Origin of the sequence: Gilliamella sp. CG16 (assembly GCF_046635785.1) — a bacterium.
Lineage (GTDB): Bacteria > Pseudomonadota > Gammaproteobacteria > Enterobacterales > Orbaceae > Gilliamella > Gilliamella apicola_I.
Genome location: NZ_JBIDFL010000001.1, coordinates 547,067 through 567,252, shown reverse-complemented (window position 1 = coordinate 567,252; position 20,186 = coordinate 547,067). Strand labels below are relative to the sequence as shown.

Here is a 20,186-nt window from a genome sequence, read left to right as displayed (position 1 = left end):
CAATAATGCGCTTCGTCTTTACTCATTGAAACAAGGCTAAACTCTGTGATAACACCGTAAATTGTTCTTGATTTATCGAGCTTATCAAGGGAACTGATCTGAGTTAACTTTAAAGGTAATTGACGAGGATGAAAAGTAAGCGATGCGGTTTGATTAAGTATCGAATCAATGGATATATGCTTATTTGGACTGGTAAAATGAAATGTATATTGCCATGGTTGGTTTAATTCTTCTTTACCTTCAAGTGATAATATTGATATTGTTGTCAGTAAATCTACACCATCAATTGAAAGGGAATAATTATTTTGCGCTGAGTTTTCAATTAACGATGAAGCACTCTCGGTCAATAGCTCCTGTAAATTCATCATATTATCCTTATTTTGCATTTAAAATACTACTTTCCAACCTAACTTCATTTTAAAAAAGTAAACTTGTGTTTATAAATGTAATTATATGTAAATGATTAACTAACCTATATAAACAAAATACGTGTTATTTTTGGACAGTCAATGGTTTTTTTGTGTTTTTTTGAAGTTGATCATAGAATTGTATGAATAAATTTTTGTAAGTTTTATTTTGATTTTAGCTTGAATAAGGATTTATAAAAAAGATTTAATATACAGCAGAGATGTATAAAAATTTATTTTTTATAACTAATTATAATTTTCATTGTTAGATTGTTTTCAATTTAATTTATATAAACCCCAACTTTTTAGAATAAAAGTCTGATTTTTCATTGAGTAAAACAATTATCGCTGTTGGTCTATGTATTTGTTGTCTGAGTTTTTCTAAACTCGTTTGATCAAGTTGAGGGATCTGATTTTTGATTTTTTCCCATTTTGCACGTCTTAGCGAAATTCGACTTTGCTCCCAGGCATATTCACTATGACTACAGTAAGGAATAATTTTTTCATTTTGTTGATAAGCTAAATAGATATCAACACTATCTTCTGATAAACGAGTCGCCACTTCGACTTCGTTATCCCATCCCATTTTTGAATCACGCTTATAACCTTCATTCAAATTTAATACGTTTTGATTGGCGATAGACGATTTACTTAAATTAGCCCCTTGAGCACCATGATAACCTTTTTGTAATCCTGCTGGTGGTTCAAGATCTTGTTCATAAACGGATTCAATTAATTGCCTTGCATCATCCGGCATTTTAATGCAACCTTTCTCGGATAGTGTCTTTTGGGTATACCATAAATGAGCCGGATTAGCGTAAACATAACTGGTATTTCGAAAGGCTGGATCGTCAAGCCAATTCGCGTTAGGTTCAGTTTGCCAATCTGGGGCAAGCACGGTTAGGGTAGGGGGATGGCGTTCATCAAACGATTGATTTTTTGCATCATATGACTTGATATTACCCTGTTTATCGCGAACATGCCGTTGTAAACGTCCAGCTCGTTGTATCAATAAATCTATCGGGGCAATATCGCTGATCATTTCATCAAAATCAAGATCCAAGGATTGTTCAATCACTTGCGTTGCTATAATGATTTTTCCTGCACGAATTTGATGATTCGATGTTTTTCCAGCCCATTGTAATGTTTTTTCTTCAATTTCCAAACGGTCACAATACGCAAAACGGCTATGAAAAAGTAGGATTTGTGTATGATCCAGTTGTAAATTGAGTTGAACTTGTTGATATAGACTAATTGCATCTTGTACACTGTTTTTGATCCAACAAATAATTTTACCTTGTTGTATTGCTTTACCGATTTTGTCTATACCTGCTTCAATATGGTTAATCCATTCGATATTTACTTGGCGTTTAACTTCTTGTCGGGTTTCAATCGCTTGTTTAACTAAGCCGTTATGATTAAGCTGTGTCATAAGTGGAAAAGGTAATGACTGTTCTAATTCTAAAGCTTGTTTGTTGCCAGTTAAGCCTTTATAAAAGGCATCGAGTAGTTTTTGACGCAGAAATAAAGGTAATGTTGCTGTCAAAATAATAACACTGCCACCTTGTAACGCATGGTAATGTAATAAGTTTTCGAGTAATTTTACCATGTAACTGTCATAAGCATGAACTTCGTCTAATATCAGTAATTTATGGCGTAATCCTAATAAACGTAACGATTGATGTTTGAAAGGCATAATTGCCATTAACGCTTGATCTAACGTGCCAACTCCTACTTCAGCTAATAACGATTTTTTTCGAGTATCAACAAACCATTCATTACATTCTCCACTCACTGATTGTTCACCTTTAGGGTATTTTTGCTGGCTAATTTCATCGTGATTTAAAATTGTTTGAGTAAAATGCGGATTCATATAGCTAGAGCCATGAGCCAGTACCAGCGAAGGATGGCTATCAGCTTGATATAATTGTTCGTAGACTTGAGCGGTACGTTGATAAATAGCATTAGCTGTTGCTTGTGTTGGTAAGCCGATATAGATACCCTGTGCTTTTTTAGCTGTCATAAGCCGATGTGCTAAAATCATTGACGCTTCCGTTTTTCCTGCACCCGTCACATCCTCCATAATAAAAAGCTCTGCACCATTATCAGAAAGTTGACAGGTTAACGCTTGTTGCTGTAGTGGTGTTGGTTTTTCAATGAAAGGAAACAAATTTTTAATATCACTAAAAGGAGTGATTGGTGAGGCTGTTGGTAAAGTGGCAATGGCTTTTTCTGCTTTCAACATCGCATGATTGTGCCAATATTCATCAAGTGCCATGGGCTGTGAACAAAACGGAAAAAATTGTTCATTTGAACCAAGCCAATCACTGATTACGGTTAAACCCGCAATTAACCAACTTATTTGTTTTAATTTTTTATGATAATTTATATCAAAAAAATGACAAGCATAGTGTGCTAGATTGTTATCGACAATAAACAATTGATTCAGTGCGATAATATAGTCTAAAGCCGATTGTTTATCTTGTTCATTAAATGATAAATTACCATAAGCTTCTCGTTCTGGTGGCTTGCCATGATGTCCCGTCATAATAAGCAGCCATGTGTCATATAATTCATCAATATCTTCACTATGTTGTTCAAGCTTAAGGTTTGGTTGGTGTTTAAGTGAGTTATTCCATAACCAAAAACCAAGCGAATCATGTCTAGAATTATAGCTTTTAGATGGATCGACGCTGACAAGCTGCGGTTGATTGTGTTTAAATAATGCTTGGAATCCATTCGCAAATTTACCAATATCATGCCAAGCTAAAAAATAAGCAAACCAAAGCGCTGCTTGATCGATATCTTTTGCAGAAAAACCAATTTGTTCAAATAATTGTGAAGAGTTAAATAAATTTTGTTTAACTATTTGATAACCACACGCGGCGACATCTAAGTTATGGTAAGCAAGTAAGTGATAACTACTGTTGTCAGAACTTTGATGGCATTTGCCCCAATATTGATAAAATGGCTGAGTCACTAAATGTATTCCTTGATTGTTTTGCTACTGTTTTAGTCCGTTTTTTTATTCAAACTTATTTAACTTAATAATTTTCATTAAATTTTGAAAAATTTAGTTTGTTAATATAATCTGTTTAGTATAAAAATGAAACAAAATCTTTTATACTGAAACATAAAGTAAATGTTAAACTTTTTTGATGATTAATTAATTAGTCAGATTATAATGGTTGTTGTACTGGGTGAATTTAGTGCTAATATTTAGATTTTGCTCACTTAATTGTAGTTTTGCAAAATAGAATATTTTAAATGATGAGGGTAAATAATTTTAGTCATTATCGATGACAATAAAATTTTGCGCTAACAAATAAATTTAAAATTGATTAAAACAGGAATTAAATTAGGATGATTCGTCAAATCAAACCCAAAATAAAATCAGTACTCATTGCTTGTTGTATGAGTGGATTTGTTATTATTCCTCAATCTGTTAATGCCAATCAAACAGAAGACAAAACAACTCAACAAGCGTCACAAGCAGCTGAACAGTCTTCAGATAGTCGTCAGCAAATGGCAGTGCGCAACGCCGTTCAAACGAACGAACAGATTTATCATAAAACTATTTTTTCGTTATTAGGCGAACCTAAATATCCTGACAATTTTGAACATTTAGAATATGTGAATCCAAATGCGCCAAAAGGTGGAATTATTAAACTAGCTGAGATTGGTTCGTTTGATAATTTCAATCGCTATGCCAGTCGTGGTGCGCCCGAAAAAAATTCAGGTGCACTATATGATACCCTTTTTACGAATACCGCAGATGATATCACCAGCTTTTATCCATTGATAGCAACGTCGATTACTTATTCTGATAGTTACCGCTGGGCTGAAGTTTTAATTAATCCTAATGCGCGTTTTCAAGATGATCAGCCAATAACCGCTGAAGATGTGGAATTTACCTTTAATAAATTTATGACTGAAGGTGTGCCTCAATATAAAGTCAGTAATCAAGGCGTGACGGTTAAGGCTTTAGATACTTATCGAGTTCGTATTGAATTGCCAAAATCCGATCGTGAAAAATTACTTTCATTTGTCGGCAGTATGCGAGTTATTCCAAAACATTTTTGGCAACATCATAATTTTTCAGAACCCTTAACGACCCCACCGGTTGGCAGTGGGCCTTACTTAATTAGTGATTATAAAATGGGGCAATATGTGATTTATCGGCGTAATCCTCATTATTGGGCGAAAGATTTACCCGTTAATCGAGGTTTAGATAATTTTGATGAAAAACGCATTGAGTACTATATGGATAGCAGTATTGCATTAGAAGCCTTTAAAGCCGGTGAATATGATTTTCGGGGCGAGTCTCAACCTAAGAATTGGTTTACGCAACATCAAGGCCATTATTTTGACACAAACGATATCATCAAGCAGGAAAAGCCGATAAAAACTGCCACCGATACAAGATGGTTAGCCTTTAATTTACAAAAAGATCTGTTTAAAGATATTAAAGTTCGTGAAGCGATTACGTCAGCATTCGATTTTGAGTGGTTAAATCGTGCTTATTACTATAACAGTTATAAAAGACCAACCAGTTTTTTTGAAAATACAATTTATGCTGCAAAAGGAATACCTACCGAACAAGAACTAAAATGGCTGAATATCTATAAAGATATTATCCCCGAACGTGCATTTGGTGATACTTATTCATTGCCTAAAAGTGATGGTCAGGGATTTAATCGTGAAAATTTATTAAAAGCCACTCAATTACTCAATCAAGCTGGCTGGAAAATTGAAAATGGCGTGCTTGTCAATGCAAAAACTAAGCAACCTTTTGAATTTGAACTTATTGCTTACCTTGGTGAAGATATTAAATATGCTATTCCATTTCAGCAAAGCTTAGCAAAATTAGGTATTAATATGAAAATTACGTTGTTAGATTCGGCTCAACACTTACGCCGTATGCGTGAACGTGATTATGATATGATGGCTCGTAATTATGGGGCAGTGAATTATCCAACGTCAGATCTGATGATTCTTTGGGGGAGTGAATATCTTAATTCGTCATGGAATGGATCAGGTTTACATAATCAAGCCATTGACGGTATCATCGCCGAAATCACCAAGAATGTCGATAATCAAGAAGCATTAATCCCACTAGGACGAGCGCTTGATCGTATTCTTACTCAAGAATACCCCATGATCCCCATGTGGTATAATAGCCAAACATTTTATGCTTACTGGAATAAATTTGGGCAACCAGACATCCAACCCACTTATGCAATAGGCGTGGATAGTTGGTGGTATGATGCTGATAAAGCAGCTAATTTATCTAAGAATAAGGAACATTGATATGCTCAATTATCTAATTCGTCGATTGATATTCATTATTCCAACACTGTTTGTTATTTTAACGATCAATTTTTTTATTGTACAAGTAGCTCCAGGTGGCCCAGTTGATCAAGCCTTAGCTATGATAGAAAATGATGCCAATGGTGGACAAAGTTTGTTACCCGGTGGTGAAAGCACTGCATCATCTTCGCTGCATCAAAAAAATGAGTCAAATTATCGAGGTGCTCGAGGACTTGATCCCCAAGTTGTGGCGATGATTGAAAAACAATTTGGCTTTGATAAACCCCTTTTTGAACGTTACATTGATACGCTCAAAAATTATCTTTCCTTTGACTTTGGTAATAGTTTTTTTAAAAGTGAATCGGTTTTAGGATTGATTGCTAAAAGCTTGCCTGTTTCGATTTCTTTAGGGCTTTGGAGTACGTTAATCGTTTATATGATTTCTATCCCTTTAGGTATTCGTAAAGCGGTTAAAGATGGTTCTGCATTCGATTTTTGGTCAAGTATGTTAATTATCATTGGTTATGCAATACCCGCTTTTTTACTAGCTGTTTTATTAATTGTATTGTTCGCCGGTGGCAGTTATTGGGATATTTTTCCGCTTCGAGGATTGATTTCAAATAATTTTGACCAACTCGATTTTTGGGGAAAAGTAAAGGATTATGCTTGGCATATCTGCTTACCAACCATTGCTATGGTGATCAGCGGTTTTGCTTCGTTGACGATGTTAACAAAAAATCTATTTTTAGATGAAATTCGAAAACAGTATGTTATTACTGCGCGTGCTAAAGGCTTAAGCGAAAGACAAATTTTATATAAGCATGTTTTTCGTAATGCGACATTATTGATTGTTTCAGGCTTTCCTGCTGCATTTGTTGGCATTTTATTTACCGGCTCGTTGTTAATAGAGATTATCTTTTCGCTTAATGGTCTAGGATTATTAGGCTACGAAGCGATTATACAACGTGACTATCCGGTAATTTTTGGTTCACTTTATATATTTACCTTAATTGGACTCATCACTAAATTGTTATGTGATTTATCTTACATGGTGATTGATCCACGTATTGACTTTGAGGCTCGTAATTAATGACCACTCACTATTCTATTAATCAACAACGTTGGCAACGATTTAAACATAATCGTCGTGGTTATTATTCGCTTTGGCTATTTTTGATTTTTTTTGTTATTAGTTTATTTTCAGATTTTATCGTTAATGACAGACCAATTTTTATCAAATACCAGAATAACTATTATTCACCTATTTTTCATTTTTATCCGGAAACTGAATTTGGTGGACAGTTTGAAACGCAAACTAACTTTTTAGATCCTCAAATACAAGAAAAAATAGAACAAAACGGTTGGATGTTATGGCCGCCTTTTCGTTATACCTATAATACATTAATTTACGATACTAACAGTACCTTTCCGACGCCACCTTCTGCATTGCATTGGCTAGGGACAACAGATGCAGGTTTTGATGTTTTAGCTAATATTTTATATGGTTTTCGCATATCGATGTTTTTTGCCATTCTTTTAACACTTTTTACCTCGATTATCGGCATCATCATTGGGGCTATACAGGGGTATTATGGTGGTAAAGTCGATATGATTGGGCAACGTTTCATCGAAATTTGGAGCGGATTACCTGTCCTATTTGTCATTATTCTTCTTGCAAGCATTTTACCGCTTAATTTTTGGTGGTTACTAGGTATTACTGTTTTGTTCGGTTGGATGGCATTAGCTGGCATAGTAAGAACAGAATTTTTACGTACACGTAATTTTGATTATATCCGTGCAGCAAAAGCAATGGGCGTTAGAAATTATAAAATTATGTTTCGTCATATTTTACCTAATGCCATGGTGGCAACTTTAACCTATTTACCGTTTATTCTTTGTGGCTCAATTACCACATTAACATCGCTTGATTTTTTAGGCTTTGGTTTACCGATTGATTCACCATCGTTAGGCCGTTTATTACTACAAGGCAAAAATAATTTGCAAGCACCATGGCTTGGTATTAGCGCTTTTCTAATTATTGCAACGTTGCTTTCCCTTCTGATTTTTATTGGTGAAGCCGTAAGGGATGCATTTGATCCAAACAAAGGAGTGTATCGATGAGTTTACCTTTATTATCTGTACAAGATTTAAGTATTGCATTTAAAAGACAAGCTCATCTCACTTCGCAAGTGGTCAGTCATATCAGTTTTGATATTCATGAACAAGAGACACTTGCATTAGTTGGTGAATCAGGATCGGGTAAAAGTGTGACGGCACTGTCAATTCTACGCTTATTGCGTAACGAACAAGTGATTTACCCAACTGGGGACATTTTGTTTGAAGGAAACTCATTACTGCATGCCAGTGAAAAATCACTTCGTAAAGTACGAGGTAATCAAATCAGCATGATCTTTCAAGAACCAATGGTATCTCTTAATCCATTGCATACTGTTGAAAAGCAGCTTTATGAAGTTTTGTCATTGCATCGAGGCATGCGACGTAACGAAGCCAGAAGCGAAATATTACAATATCTCGATCGGGTTGGAATCAAAGAGCCTAAAAATAAATTGTCATCTTATCCTCATCAATTATCGGGGGGAGAAAGGCAGCGTGTTATGATTGCTATGGCAATATTAACACATCCTAAACTATTAATTGCTGATGAACCAACGACGGCTTTAGACGTTTCTGTACAGGCGCAAATTATTCAGTTACTAAAAGAATTAAAAACAGAACTGAATATGAGTATGCTATTTATTTCGCATAATCTAAGTATTGTAAAAAAATTAGCGGATAAAGTGGCGGTAATGCAACAAGGTCAAATCGTTGAATATAATAATAAACAACGTATCTTTTTACGTCCGCAACATCCATATACTCAAACATTATTAAACTCTGAACCAAGTGGTGAACCTATCGTTTTACCTGAAACACCGGGGATACTGCTTAGTGTTAATCATCTAAATGTTGAGGTGACAACGCAAAAACGCTTATTTAGCAGTAAAAAGAAAAAAATTGTTGATAATGTCGGTTTTGTCATTCATCAAGGGGAAACCGTGGGGCTGGTTGGTGAATCAGGCTCAGGTAAAAGCACAACGGCAATGGCGATACTTCGGTTAATAAAATCTGACGGCGATATTTTATTTGATGGTCACCATATTGATCATTTAACCGCTAAAAAATTACTCCCGTTCCGTAGTCGTATTCAAGTGGTGTTTCAAGATCCTTTTTCATCGCTTAACCCTCGTTTTAATGTTGAGCAGATTATTAGTGAAGGATTGTTAACCCATAAAAAACTAAGTAAATCTGAACGTGAACAGGCTGTGATTGATATCATGCTTGAAGTTGGTCTTGATCCAGCTATGCGTTTTCGCTATCCAACAGAGTTTTCAGGAGGGCAACGTCAGCGCATTGCTATTGCCAGAGCATTGATTTTACGACCAGAATTACTCATCTTAGATGAGCCAACCTCATCTTTAGATCATACAATTCAGCAACAAATTATCCATTTACTTAAATCATTGCAACAAAAGTATCAACTAAGTTATCTTTTTATCAGCCATGATTTAAGCGTACTTTATACTATGTGTCATCATGTTGTTGTTATGAAAGAAGGAAAAATTGTCGAACAAGGATTGTGTGAAAAAGTCTTTTCTGAACCTGAAAATGAATATACAAAAACATTGTTATCTTTTTTCGATAAACCGATGAAGCTAAAAGCAAAAAATAAAACACTGATTTATTTAGATAAAATCAATGAGCAAGAAGAAAAAGAAAATAAAAAACTAAAAAATCAAGTCAATTGGGCAGACGCGTTGTTGATGCGAAAAGAGTAATGATAAAAATTAACGCATTAACACGCATTTTTAAAAATTATCTTAAATTAACTTTATCAATAAATTATGCAAAAACGAAGACTACCTTTTTTTATCGCACCATTATCCATATTGTTTTCAACTAATGTCTTAGCGCTGAATTGTCGTGATGATATTACTCAAAATCAAGTTGAAGCCAATAATTATATCTTCCAACTTTATGATTATCTTGATACACCAGCAACGGGAATAAAGCAAGAAATCAGAACGACAACGACCCAAAAAATAGGTATGCAGGAGAATGAAACGAATGCCAATCATTCATTAGAATATGATCCAAACGGACTAATTACGTTAAGTCATTATGAGCTGTATTCTGCTCAAAACAAACGATTATATTCTGAACATCTCCAAAAAATAAATACTGGTTGGGAAAATATTATCGAAGATTTTGAAGATAAAACTAACAGTATAACTCAGTTTACGACTGATAAAGACGGTAAAATTATTCAGTCTCATCAAGTTAAAAAAGCGGTTGATTTTATTTTTATTCAAAATGATAGTTATCAATATGATACCAATCATTGTTTGGTTAATAAAAATGTGCACTGGCAACTTAAAGAAACGGATGAGCAGGGTAACTATACCGGTAATGATTTGAATGGTGTTTCATTATTTACGTATGAATATCAAGATCAAAAACTCGCAAAAGTCGTGACTCAATTTAGTAATGGTTTAAGCAATGAAAGTGATTTTTCTTATCAATATGAAAATAATCGCTTAACGTCAATTCAATCTACTAATTTTACAGACGGTAAGGAGTCAGCTAACTATTTAACTCAATTACTCACCGTCAATGATAAAAAAGATTGGCTTTCGGCAAATAGAGTAAATAAACTTCAACCAGATAAGCAAGTAAACATCGTTAGACAAATCACTTATTATTAATCTTGAAACCATTAGCGTTATCATCTAATAACGCTAATTGCAATTTCAATTATTATGTTCTGACAAACAAAATAAAAATAGCGTGAATCGTCCATGCCAGCGCCAAACCAAAAGTTAACAGTTTTTCACGTTTAGGATGAATATTAAACTGGTGCAAAATAGTTAAAATTTGTTGTAATGCGCACCAAATGGGTAAGCATATCATCAACAGCAAAAAGATTTTACCCGGTTCGCTACTAACTAATTTTAAAATATAGGAACGTGTTTGGGCATCACCAAAAGGAATAATCATTCCAATGATAATCATCACAACCGGAACAAAAACAGCAGCCCACGTACCGCCTAAGGCATATAATCCTTTTATAACAGTATTATTCGAACGTTTAGTTTCTGATTCTTGAATTTTCATGATTTAAACACCACTCATCTTAATATCAATTTAATTAATAACACTGATACGGCAATTGTGATTATCCATAAACAAGCGATAAGTAACCAAGCTTGAGTTTGCTTATTATCAGTCGTTAATGATAATGCTTTAGCGACTTTGATAAACCATATTATGCTATGTAACAGTGCCGACAAGAGTGCTACACAATTAAGTGCAACCACAACGGGTTTTTGTAAAAAGAAGATAAAGCGGTAAAACTCATCTTGTCCAACCGCATTCGTGTACATACAAACAACCCCATAAGTTAAAACAAAACTGATCCATAACATTGAAAACGGCGTTATTTTGCTAATGATCGAAAAAATCAAGGATACCTTGGTTTTTACCAGCCCATTATCAAGCTGATGAGGATTGTCTAGGGGATTTTGATGATTATTTAGTGGAAATTTAGTGTTATTTTTAGGATTCATAACTCTCTCAACATTAGATTTATCTACCAGCTTTTACATTTTATATCAGTTTCATAATAGCTTTTAACAAGCAATTATAGTGGCAAACCGACTTGATGTCGCTAGTTTAATATAAGTAATGTTAAAGATTTTATCGTTCTAAGGTTGCACATAATGTGCGTGATTTTAATTATTAGAAAGCTATGCAAGAAAAGATTAAATTAATAAATAATACAAGCTATTAAATGCAAATTTTTTAAAAATTTGTAGTGGATCACATTTTTAATATTAATTTATCGTAAAATATGTAATTATTTGGTTAAATAAGGTTAATTTGTTTTTTAATATGAAAATCCCCACGGTAGTGGGGAACTGATTGTAATTTTTATCTTCTGCTGGTTTAACCCTATTAATATAAGGAACATTAGATATTATATCATAAAAGATACTGAGATAGTAATTTAAAAAAAATTTGTATTTTTATCTTCTGCCTTTGATTTTTTTGTTGCAATGATTTTTTATTGTAGTATATTAATCATGGTTGGTTACAAGATAGCCAATAGTTGCATGTAATCTCTATAAATTTGCATTTGTTGAGTGTACTGGAATTACTTATATTTTAAATTAAAGGAAATAAAGTTATATGAATATTATAAAAATTCTTTTTCTATTACTATATTTAATTAAAATCCTAAATAACAGCTTTTTTAAAAAAATATCATTGGTTTTTAGATTCAGAAAAAAAACAGATAAAAATAAAAATCGCAGCTATACATTCAGTTTTGAAATCAACAAATCAAATTTTTAATGTGTTGATTTTTTACGATCTGAAAACGATAATCGGTATCAGATCGTAACATCGATTTTATACGAAATTAAGGAGTAAAAGTTTGTCTTCTTTATCTTTATTAGACGAAAAATGGATACCGGTTGTTCATTTCGATGGTCACCTTAGTAAAATTCAACCCAGCCAACTGGTTGATGAAACCATTTCAGATTTAGCTTATTTAAGACCCGATTTTCAAGGTGCGGCTTACCAGTTTCTTATTGGTTTATTACAAACCACACTATCGCCCGAAGATAATTCAGAGTGGCGAGAATATTGGAATAATGGTTTTTCATTACAACAACTAACCGAAGCGTTTGAACAAGTCAGAACTGCCATGCAATTTGGCGCAACAAAACCTTCTTTTATGCAAGATTTTGCACTGTTAGATGGAAGAAATAAAGTACCTATATCGGGTTTATTAATTGAAGCCCCGGGCGAGAATGCATTAAAACGAAATACCGATCACTTTATTAAACGAGATTTCGTCAAGGCAATGTGCCCACACTGTGCTGCTATGGCGCTGTTTACGTTGCAAACTAATGCTCCGTCGGGTGGTCAAGGACATCGAGTGAGTTTGCGTGGTGGAGGGCCTATCACGACCTTAATCATGCCAGAACTGAATAAACCGACACCATTATGGAAAAAATTGTGGTTGAATGTGATCCCTTTAGATGATGAAGAAAGACCACAGCAGTTTGATGCATCAGTCTTTCCTTGGTTAGCCCCGACAAAGACCAGTGAACCACCAAAAAATTTAAGTCTATTTCCTGATCAAGCTAATTACTGCCAATCTTTTTGGGGAATGCCTCGGCGAATTGAGTTAGATTTCCATCAAACTGAGCAAGGGCAATGTGACATTTGTGGTGAAACCTCAACACAACTGATTACCCAATATCAAACTAAAAATTATGGCATTCAATATCAACATTGGCTACATCCACTAACGCCCTATCGCACAAATAAAAAGACCGGCGAGCAACTTGCGATTAAAGGGCAACCGGGTGGCTTAGTATATCGAGATTGGTTAGGTATGGTAAGTGCCAATGATGATATGCATTCGGCTAGAGTGGTTACCACTCATCTTGATCGAAACTTTAAAGATAAACAACACTATCATTTATGGTGTTTTGGTTACGATTTCGACAATATGAAAGCCCGTTGTTGGTATGAACACACATTCCCTGTGTACCCAGATTTGGCGGATCCTAACAGTGATTTAAAAGAGATAATCGCTCAAGTTTTAGCACTCAGTAAAGATACATTTCCGATTTTGAGTAAAGCGATGACGACAATCAATAAGCAGTCAGATATCCTTGAAATTGCCTTTTGGAAGGAGACTGAATTGCCATTTTATCAGTTTGTAAAACAATTGATTGAACAAAAAGATAATTCCAGTGGTCGGCAACCATTGTTAGTTGATTGGGCTAAGACATTATTAGATTATATTATCCAAGTTTATGATAAAGCTGCTTTTGGCGATCCCAATCAACCTTTTAAATACCTTAAGAATAATAAAACGAATCAAGAAGTTTGTATTCAATTCAGTGCCAGAGAAGAGTTGTTTTCTAATTTTTATAAACTTACGTATTTCAAGAAAATAAAAATAGCAAATAACCTTGCTTGTAAAATGGAGAACAAGATGTCTAACAGTTTTATGAAAAAGTCGATTATACTCAAAGAAAACCACAAAATAATTATTGATGATTGGTTTTCGATGTTACAACAACGGCAATATGGATTTAATGGGGGTACCTACAATGGAAGACAATTACGTGCAAATCTACGTCATGTAACGGACTTTTATGAAATATTCTCTCAAGAAGGCTATCGTATTTTAAATCAAGCTTTGGTTGATCAAGATAATGCATTCAATGATGACCAGATTCATCAACAAGCATTAGTTTATTTTTCCTGGGTTGCATCATTTGCCGATTCCAACAATGCTAATGCCCCTTTTGCATCACAATTAAGTGAAAAAGTTCGAGGTGGTGAACGTAACTTTTTATCTCGTTTATGCTTCGAACAACTTTTAGCCAGCCAAACGCCCGAAGAGTTTTGTTATCTCTTAATTCAAGCGATAAAAATACGGGGTAAAAATGGTGTCAATCTCTTTTCGTTGGCTGATGGCATCTTTTTATGGGTAAGAGAGTGGCATGAACGTCAACAAAATTTACCTTCTAATACTGATCCATTTAAACGTCTTTCTGTTCGTTGGGCAATGGATTACAACTCAACTAAAAAACCATCAAAGGAATAATTAATATGAGTACATTTATTCAATTACATTTACTAACGGCTTATGCCCCTTCTAATTTAAATCGTGATAGCTTTGGACGACCTAAAACCGCTGTAATGGGTAATAGCAATCGTCTACGGATTTCTTCTCAAAGTTTAAAAAGAGCATGGCGTACCTCAGATTGTTTTTATCAATCTTTAAGTGATCATATTGGTGTGCGTTCGCGTCAGTTTGCAAAAGATTGGGTATATGATCCGATGGATAAACACGGAATTTCTGAAAAAATAGCCAAAGAAAGTGCCATTAAAATTGCAGGACAATTTGGTAAACTTAAAAATGAAAAAAAACCAAAAGATCCACTGACTAATATCGAAATTGAACAGTTAGTCCATATCAGTAACGATGAACAACAAGCAATTGCCTCGTTAGTTAAACAATTGATTAGCGAAAAAAGGGTTCCAACAGATGACGAAGTTAAACTTTTACGCAAACAAAATAGCAGTGTTGACATAGCCCTGTTTGGTCGAATGTTAGCGGACAGTCCTGCATTTAATGTGGATGCTGCATGTCAAGTTTCCCATGCTTTGAGTGTGAGTGCTGTTGCGGTCGAAAGTGATTTTTTTACTGCTGTTGATGATTTAAACAATAAACAACAAGATGCTGGCTCTGCCCACTTAGGTGATCGTGGATTTGCCTCGGCGCTGTTTTATACTTATATCTGTATTAGTCGTGATTTACTTCTTGATAACTTAAATGGTGATGAAGCATTGGTTGAAAAAACACTAAAAGCATTAACCGAATCTGCTGCCAAAGTGGCGCCAACTGGTATGCAAAATAGCTTTGCATCACGTGCTTATACCTCTTATTTATTGATTGAAAAAGGTACTCAGCAACCACGTTCACTTGCTGTTGCTTATTTCAATCCCATCCACAGCCAAGATATGGTGAATGATGCTATTACAAGATTAGAGCAACAATTGAATAAGTTTGATCAAGTTTATGGCCAATGTGCTGATGATCGCTACAAACTCAATATTGAAAGTGGAGAAGGAACACTTGCTGCTGCATTAACGTTTGTTGCGCAAAAATAAGGAGCGGTCAAGATGATAAAACATCTTATTTTTCAGATTTATGCACCGCTTACATCGTGGGGTGAACCGGCTGTTGGCGAAGTTCGCCACAGCAATATTATTCCTTCCCGCTCGGCTGTATTAGGTTTTTTGGCGGCAGCATTAGGTATTCGGCGTAATGATGAGTGTATTGATGCTTTCAATCAGCATTATCATGTTGCAGTTCGCCCTTTTGTTGATAAGAGTCATTGGTTTAGTGATTTTCATACTGTTCAGATGCCAAAAGCGAATAAAAAAGACGTATTTTACACACGTTATGATGAAATACGTCGTAATCCTCAAGATCTTGAAACTCTACTTACCAAGCGTGAATATTACAACGATGTCTATTATCAAATTATTATTACCGAAACAAAAAGCGCCCCTTATTCTGTAGAGCAGATAAAGCAGGCATTATTAACGCCTGTCTTTCCACTTTATGTGGGCAGGAAAAACTCGCCATTGTCATTGCCATTAGCGCCGGTGATTTATGAAGGTGAGCTTAATGATGCTTTTGTCTTCGCTGATGACCATTATCGTCAATATCACCAATGTGATTCAATCCTTAAAGATTTAATTGATAGTGATGCTAACGAATATTACTGGGATCATCCTGATCAAGAAGCGCATTTTGACGTAATTAAAATACAACTTCGACAAGATCAGCCCATTAATCGGAAGCGTTGGCAATTTATCAATCGTCAGCAATATACAGGACACTTAAAAAGGAGCGAATAGATGTATTTTTCGAAAGTCGAGCTAAAACTTGAACGGCTTCCTTATGTGATGCAACAAAAATGGTGGTCTGCTGGTGAATATGCTATGCATCAATGGTTATGGCAACTGTTTCCTGATGAAAATAAACGTTCTTTTTTATTTCATAAAGATCAGAAGACTAAAAAACCTCTGTTTTATCTTTTATCTGAAGTTGCACCGCTTGCCAATCATGGGTTATTTAAAGTTGATACAAAACATTATGCACCACAATTAACAACAGGCATGAAGTTAAGTTTTTTATTACGTGCCAATCCTGTTGTCATGAAACAAGGAAAACGATGTGATGTGATGATGAACGCTAAGTATCAGGCTAAACAACAGGGATTATCATCGAATGAGATCAAAGCTCAGCAATATCAAGCGGCCATAGATTGGTTGATTAAGCAAAGTGAAAAGTGTGGATTTTCATTACAGCAAAATAATCATTCAGCAGTCTGCTGTAATGTTATCAGTTACAACCAACATCTGCTTAATAAAAAGTCAGAACTTGAACCTATTAGTTATAGTAGTGTTGATTTTGAAGGGGTTTTAACTGTTACTGATCCAAAACTATTTTTAGCTACACTTTATCAAGGTATTGGTAAAAGCAAAGGATTTGGCTGTGGACTATTTTTAATCAAACACTGTCAATAGGATATTTGATATGGTGTATGTTCCACTGAATCCTATTCCTTTAAAAAATAGAACATCAATGATCTTCCTACAATATGGACAAATTGATGTTTTAGATGGTGCTTTTGTATTAATAGATAAAACAGGCGTTAGAACCCACATTCCCGTTGGTTCTATTGCTTGTATCATGCTTGAACCCGGTACACGAGTATCACATGCAGCGGTTAGATTAGCCGCAACTGTGGGGACACTGTTAGTCTGGGTAGGTGAGGCTGGCGTCAGAATGTATTCGACAGGTCAACCTGGGGGAGCCCGTTCGGACAAATTACTTTATCAAGCAAAATTAGCTTTGGATGATGAACTTCGTCTAAAAGTTGTCAAAAAAATGTTTGAACTGCGATTTGGTGAGCCGGCTCCTAGCCGACGTTCTATTGAACAATTACGAGGTGTTGAAGGCGCTCGTGTACGTGCAACTTATGCATTACTAGCCAAAAAGTATCGTGTTAAGTGGCATGGACGTAAATATGATCCCAAAGATTGGCAAAAAGGTGATACGGTCAATCAATGTATCAGTGCTGCTACTTCTTGTCTTTATGGTATTACCGAAGCAGCGGTTTTGGCAGCTGGTTATGCACCAGCTATCGGTTTTGTGCATAGCGGAAAACCGCTCTCGTTTGTTTATGATATCGCAGATATTATAAAATTTGATACAGTGGTACCCAAAGCGTTTGAAATTGCAGCTAAAAATAGAGCTGACCCTGATCGTGAAGTGCGCATTGCTTGTCGCGATATTTTTAGAAGTCAAAAAACATTGACGACATTAATTCCACTGATTGAAGAGGTATTATCCGCTGGAGGTATTGAACCTCCACCGCCTCCTGATGATGTACTACCACCTGCGATTCCAGAACCTCAATCACTTGCCGATAGTGGCTTTAGGAGCCATTAATCATGAGTATGTGTGTTGTGGTGACTGAAAATGTCCCACCTAGATTAAGAGGACGCTTAGCTATTTGGTTATTAGAAATCAGAGCTGGTGTTTACATAGGTGATATTTCCAGACCGGTAAGGGAGATGATTTGGCAACAAATCATCGAGCTTGCTGAAGAAGGGAATGTTGTACTTGCTTGGGCAACCAATACTGAGTCTGGATTTGACTTCCAAACTTATGGTACTAACAGAAGAGTGCCGGTAGAACTCGATGGACTCAGGTTGGTATCTTTTTTACCTATTGAAAATCAATAAGTTAAAGTTCTTTAAAAATTAAAAAAATCTGGTAGAATTTCGTGGTCGCTATAAGTTTAAATAAAACAAATAGCTACGTTTAGAGTGTTCCCTGTACACACAGGGATAAACCGCCAAAGGGATGCCTGCCAAGGAGTCGGTTGTCGTGTTCCCTGTACACACAGGGATAAACCGCTCGTGAAAGAGCGGGTTTTACACAAACCGATTGTGTTCCCTGTACACACAGGGATAAACCGCCCCAGTTTACGTGCTGCATCGATATGCAGTTGTGTTCCCTGTACACACAGGGATAAACCGTATCTGAATTCGCTTGAGTTTTCGCCAAATTTGTGTTCCCTGTACACACAGGGATAAACCGCCCTCGTAACCACTTTTTAACGATGCTTTCATGTGTTCCCTGTACACACAGGGATAAACCGCGAATGTTACACAACACCCGTTGATAGATTAGCGTGTTCCCTGTACACACAGGGATAAACCGTTTTCTCTGATTCAGTGGACGGGACATTAAACGTGTTCCCTGTACACACAGGGATAAACCGCTGACATCGGCCGATTCAACCGTTGACGAGTTGTGTTCCCTGTACACACAGGGATAAACCGGGGCTCACCACCGATGCAACAACGTGGGCAAAGTGTTCCCTGTACACACAGGGATAAACCGGATCTCCTCAAATATCTTATGTTAAATCATTAGTGTTCCCTGTACACACAGGGATAAACCGTTTTTTCTTTATCTTCTTTAACTTTGGTTGCAGTGTTCCCTGTACACACAGGGATAAACCGTTATATTTCACGGTTTATAGGGTTTATTTGGTGTGTTCCCTGTACACACAGGGATAAACCGCAGGAACTAGACTACGCCGCTGTTTCTCGGCTGTGTTCCCTGTACACACAGGGATAAACCGCACGTCAATTTATCGAACGCTATTTTACTAATGTGTTCCCTGTACACACAGGGATAAACCGGGCGTAGTCTTTCTATATTTACTAAATTATGCGTGTTCCCTGTACACACAGGGATAAACCGGGTACCAAATCTCGTGGAATTGGCAGGAGATGTGTGTTCCCTGTACACACAGGGATAAACCGGACAAATAAAATGGCAAGAACAGCAAAACCAACGTGTTCCCTGTACACACAGGGATAAACCGGAAACATATGACAAAGGGCGAAAAGAAAAAAAGTGTTCCCTGTACACACAGGGATAAACCGCAATGGTTGATGCCGAACGCGTGGTCGAACGGGTGTTCCCTGTACACACAGGGATAAACCGCACGTATTTTTCAAATTTAGACAATTCAATTGGTGTTCCCTGTACACACAGGGATAAACCGATCAAGTATAAGATCTTTTGTTACAATAAATTGTGTTCCCTGTACACACAGGGATAAACCGGCACAGGCGGGCGTAGTAATAAAAAAAATGGTGTGTTCCCTGTACACACAGGGATAAACCGCCAGTTATTAAAGGCACAAGCAAAGCTGTATAAGTGTTCCCTGTACACACAGGGATAAACCGATGGAAAATGGATTCTTGTTGAAGATAATCGAGTGTTCCCTGTACACACAGGGATAAACCGCCATTTCATGCCTTGTTAATATTATCGAATATGTGTTCCCTGTACACACAGGGATAAACCGAACTCAATCCACATAATCCGATCTTAGAATGCGTGTTCCCTGTACACACAGGGATAAACCGTATCGTATTGTTTCGACGTTCCGACGATTAATTCGTGTTCCCTGTACACACAGGGATAAACCGGCTTAACTATGAAAAATAATAGTATCAATATTGTGTTCCCTGTACACACAGGGATAAACCGTTATACCGGGAGCGAAATAATGAATCAGATTGGTGTTCCCTGTACACACAGGGATAAACCGCGCAAGACTTAGGGAAAAAAGTCGCCTTTTTAGTGTTCCCTGTACACACAGGGATAAACCGAATTTTAAGAGGTATTCGATTAGATCCTGAAAGTGTTCCCTGTATACACAGGGATAAACCGACCCTACCCAGTCCTATAAATCACTCAATAAAGTGTTCCCTGTATAC

General features: G+C 36.0%; 14 protein-coding genes, 1 pseudogene and 1 CRISPR repeat array. Of the genes and pseudogenes, 11 read left to right on the top strand and 4 right to left on the bottom strand.

The genetic code is table 11. The features are described 5' to 3' along the window. Positions 1 to 368: pseudogene (locus ACGH47_RS02520) on the bottom strand (hypothetical protein); the annotation flags it as partial. Between the two features lie 325 nt (positions 369 to 693). After that, the gene (gene cas3, locus ACGH47_RS02515; RefSeq protein WP_411622614.1) at positions 694 to 3,387 is read right to left on the bottom strand and encodes a CRISPR-associated helicase Cas3'; all 2,694 of its coding nucleotides are present in this window, start codon (positions 3,385 to 3,387) and stop codon (positions 694 to 696) included. Between the two features lie 545 nt (positions 3,388 to 3,932). Here cas3 and ACGH47_RS02510 point away from each other — a divergent pair. The 5 genes from ACGH47_RS02510 to ACGH47_RS02490 all read left to right on the top strand — a co-directional run bounded on the left by ACGH47_RS02510 (position 3,933) and on the right by ACGH47_RS02490 (position 10,480). Continuing rightward, positions 3,933 to 5,717 carry an extracellular solute-binding protein gene (locus tag ACGH47_RS02510; protein WP_411622623.1) on the top strand — a complete coding sequence of 595 codons (1,785 nt, stop codon included), beginning with the start codon at positions 3,933 to 3,935 and terminating at the stop codon, positions 5,715 to 5,717. Position 5,718: 1 nt separating this feature from the next. Next, entirely contained in the window at positions 5,719 to 6,807 is a 1,089-nt protein-coding gene (locus tag ACGH47_RS02505) for a microcin C ABC transporter permease YejB (protein ID WP_411590580.1), read from the top strand. Next, complete coding sequence (locus tag ACGH47_RS02500) at positions 6,807 to 7,838, top strand: ABC transporter permease (protein ID WP_411622612.1); 1,032 nt, start codon at positions 6,807 to 6,809, stop codon at positions 7,836 to 7,838. The genes ACGH47_RS02505 and ACGH47_RS02500 overlap by 1 nt, the downstream gene beginning before the upstream one ends. Then, positions 7,835 to 9,553 (top strand): microcin C ABC transporter ATP-binding protein YejF, encoded by a 1,719-nt coding sequence (gene yejF / locus ACGH47_RS02495; protein ID WP_411622611.1) that lies wholly within the window; start codon positions 7,835 to 7,837, stop codon positions 9,551 to 9,553. Before ACGH47_RS02500 ends, yejF begins: the two co-directional genes overlap by 4 nt. Before the next feature lie 66 nt (positions 9,554 to 9,619). After that, on the top strand, positions 9,620 to 10,480 hold the full coding sequence (locus ACGH47_RS02490; RefSeq protein WP_411622609.1) for a hypothetical protein: 861 nt from the start codon (positions 9,620 to 9,622) through the stop codon (positions 10,478 to 10,480). A 52-nt stretch (positions 10,481 to 10,532) separates the two neighbouring features. On the opposite strand, the gene frdD is transcribed toward ACGH47_RS02490, so the two are convergent. Together frdD and ACGH47_RS02480 are read right to left on the bottom strand one after the other, a co-directional pair. Beyond that, positions 10,533 to 10,889 (bottom strand): fumarate reductase subunit FrdD, encoded by a 357-nt coding sequence (gene frdD / locus ACGH47_RS02485; RefSeq protein ID WP_411622607.1) that lies wholly within the window; start codon positions 10,887 to 10,889, stop codon positions 10,533 to 10,535. A gap of 14 nt (positions 10,890 to 10,903) precedes the next feature. Beyond that, complete coding sequence (locus ACGH47_RS02480; protein WP_411622606.1) at positions 10,904 to 11,341, bottom strand: hypothetical protein; 438 nt, start codon at positions 11,339 to 11,341, stop codon at positions 10,904 to 10,906. Between the two features lie 869 nt (positions 11,342 to 12,210). Between ACGH47_RS02480 and casA the strand changes: the two genes are divergently transcribed. From casA to cas2e, 6 genes are read left to right on the top strand one after another with little or no spacing between them, the layout of a single operon-like run. After that, complete coding sequence (gene casA / locus ACGH47_RS02475; protein ID WP_411622605.1) at positions 12,211 to 14,406, top strand: type I-E CRISPR-associated protein Cse1/CasA; 2,196 nt, start codon at positions 12,211 to 12,213, stop codon at positions 14,404 to 14,406. Positions 14,407 to 14,411: 5 nt separating this feature from the next. Next, entirely contained in the window at positions 14,412 to 15,476 is a 1,065-nt protein-coding gene (cas7e, locus tag ACGH47_RS02470; protein WP_411622604.1) for a type I-E CRISPR-associated protein Cas7/Cse4/CasC, read from the top strand. Between the two features lie 12 nt (positions 15,477 to 15,488). Beyond that, complete coding sequence (cas5e, locus tag ACGH47_RS02465; protein WP_411622602.1) at positions 15,489 to 16,232, top strand: type I-E CRISPR-associated protein Cas5/CasD; 744 nt, start codon at positions 15,489 to 15,491, stop codon at positions 16,230 to 16,232. After that, entirely contained in the window at positions 16,233 to 16,904 is a 672-nt protein-coding gene (cas6e, locus tag ACGH47_RS02460) for a type I-E CRISPR-associated protein Cas6/Cse3/CasE (protein ID WP_411622601.1), read from the top strand. 10 nt (positions 16,905 to 16,914) lie between these two features. Further along, complete coding sequence (gene cas1e / locus ACGH47_RS02455; RefSeq protein WP_267351532.1) at positions 16,915 to 17,832, top strand: type I-E CRISPR-associated endonuclease Cas1e; 918 nt, start codon at positions 16,915 to 16,917, stop codon at positions 17,830 to 17,832. A 2-nt stretch (positions 17,833 to 17,834) separates the two neighbouring features. After that, positions 17,835 to 18,128, top strand: coding sequence for a type I-E CRISPR-associated endoribonuclease Cas2e (gene cas2e, locus ACGH47_RS02450; RefSeq protein ID WP_220216475.1), 294 nt, complete (start codon positions 17,835 to 17,837; stop codon positions 18,126 to 18,128). An 84-nt stretch (positions 18,129 to 18,212) separates the two neighbouring features. After that, positions 18,213 to 20,139: direct repeats of the CRISPR family, unit length 29 nt; unit sequence GTGTTCCCTGTACACACAGGGATAAACCG. Between the last annotated feature and the right edge of the window lie 47 nt (positions 20,140 to 20,186).

Excerpts from the sequence above, each read along its gene's own strand:
- ACGH47_RS02490 (WP_411622609.1), top strand. The coding sequence starts at position 9,620 with ATGCAAAAACGAAGACTACCTTTTTTTATCGCACCATTATCCATATTG.
- cas2e (WP_220216475.1), top strand. The coding sequence starts at position 17,835 with ATGAGTATGTGTGTTGTGGTGACTGAAAATGTCCCACCTAGATTAAGA.
- cas7e (WP_411622604.1), top strand. The coding sequence starts at position 14,412 with ATGAGTACATTTATTCAATTACATTTACTAACGGCTTATGCCCCTTCT.
- cas1e (WP_267351532.1), top strand. The coding sequence starts at position 16,915 with ATGGTGTATGTTCCACTGAATCCTATTCCTTTAAAAAATAGAACATCA.
- ACGH47_RS02480 (WP_411622606.1), bottom strand. The coding sequence starts at position 11,341 with ATGAATCCTAAAAATAACACTAAATTTCCACTAAATAATCATCAAAAT.
- cas6e (WP_411622601.1), top strand. The coding sequence starts at position 16,233 with ATGTATTTTTCGAAAGTCGAGCTAAAACTTGAACGGCTTCCTTATGTG.
- ACGH47_RS02500 (WP_411622612.1), top strand. The coding sequence starts at position 6,807 with ATGACCACTCACTATTCTATTAATCAACAACGTTGGCAACGATTTAAA.
- ACGH47_RS02510 (WP_411622623.1), top strand. The coding sequence starts at position 3,933 with ATGGCAGTGCGCAACGCCGTTCAAACGAACGAACAGATTTATCATAAA.
- cas5e (WP_411622602.1), top strand. The coding sequence starts at position 15,489 with ATGATAAAACATCTTATTTTTCAGATTTATGCACCGCTTACATCGTGG.
- ACGH47_RS02505 (WP_411590580.1), top strand. The coding sequence starts at position 5,719 with ATGCTCAATTATCTAATTCGTCGATTGATATTCATTATTCCAACACTG.
- yejF (WP_411622611.1), top strand. The coding sequence starts at position 7,835 with ATGAGTTTACCTTTATTATCTGTACAAGATTTAAGTATTGCATTTAAA.
- frdD (WP_411622607.1), bottom strand. The coding sequence starts at position 10,889 with ATGAAAATTCAAGAATCAGAAACTAAACGTTCGAATAATACTGTTATA.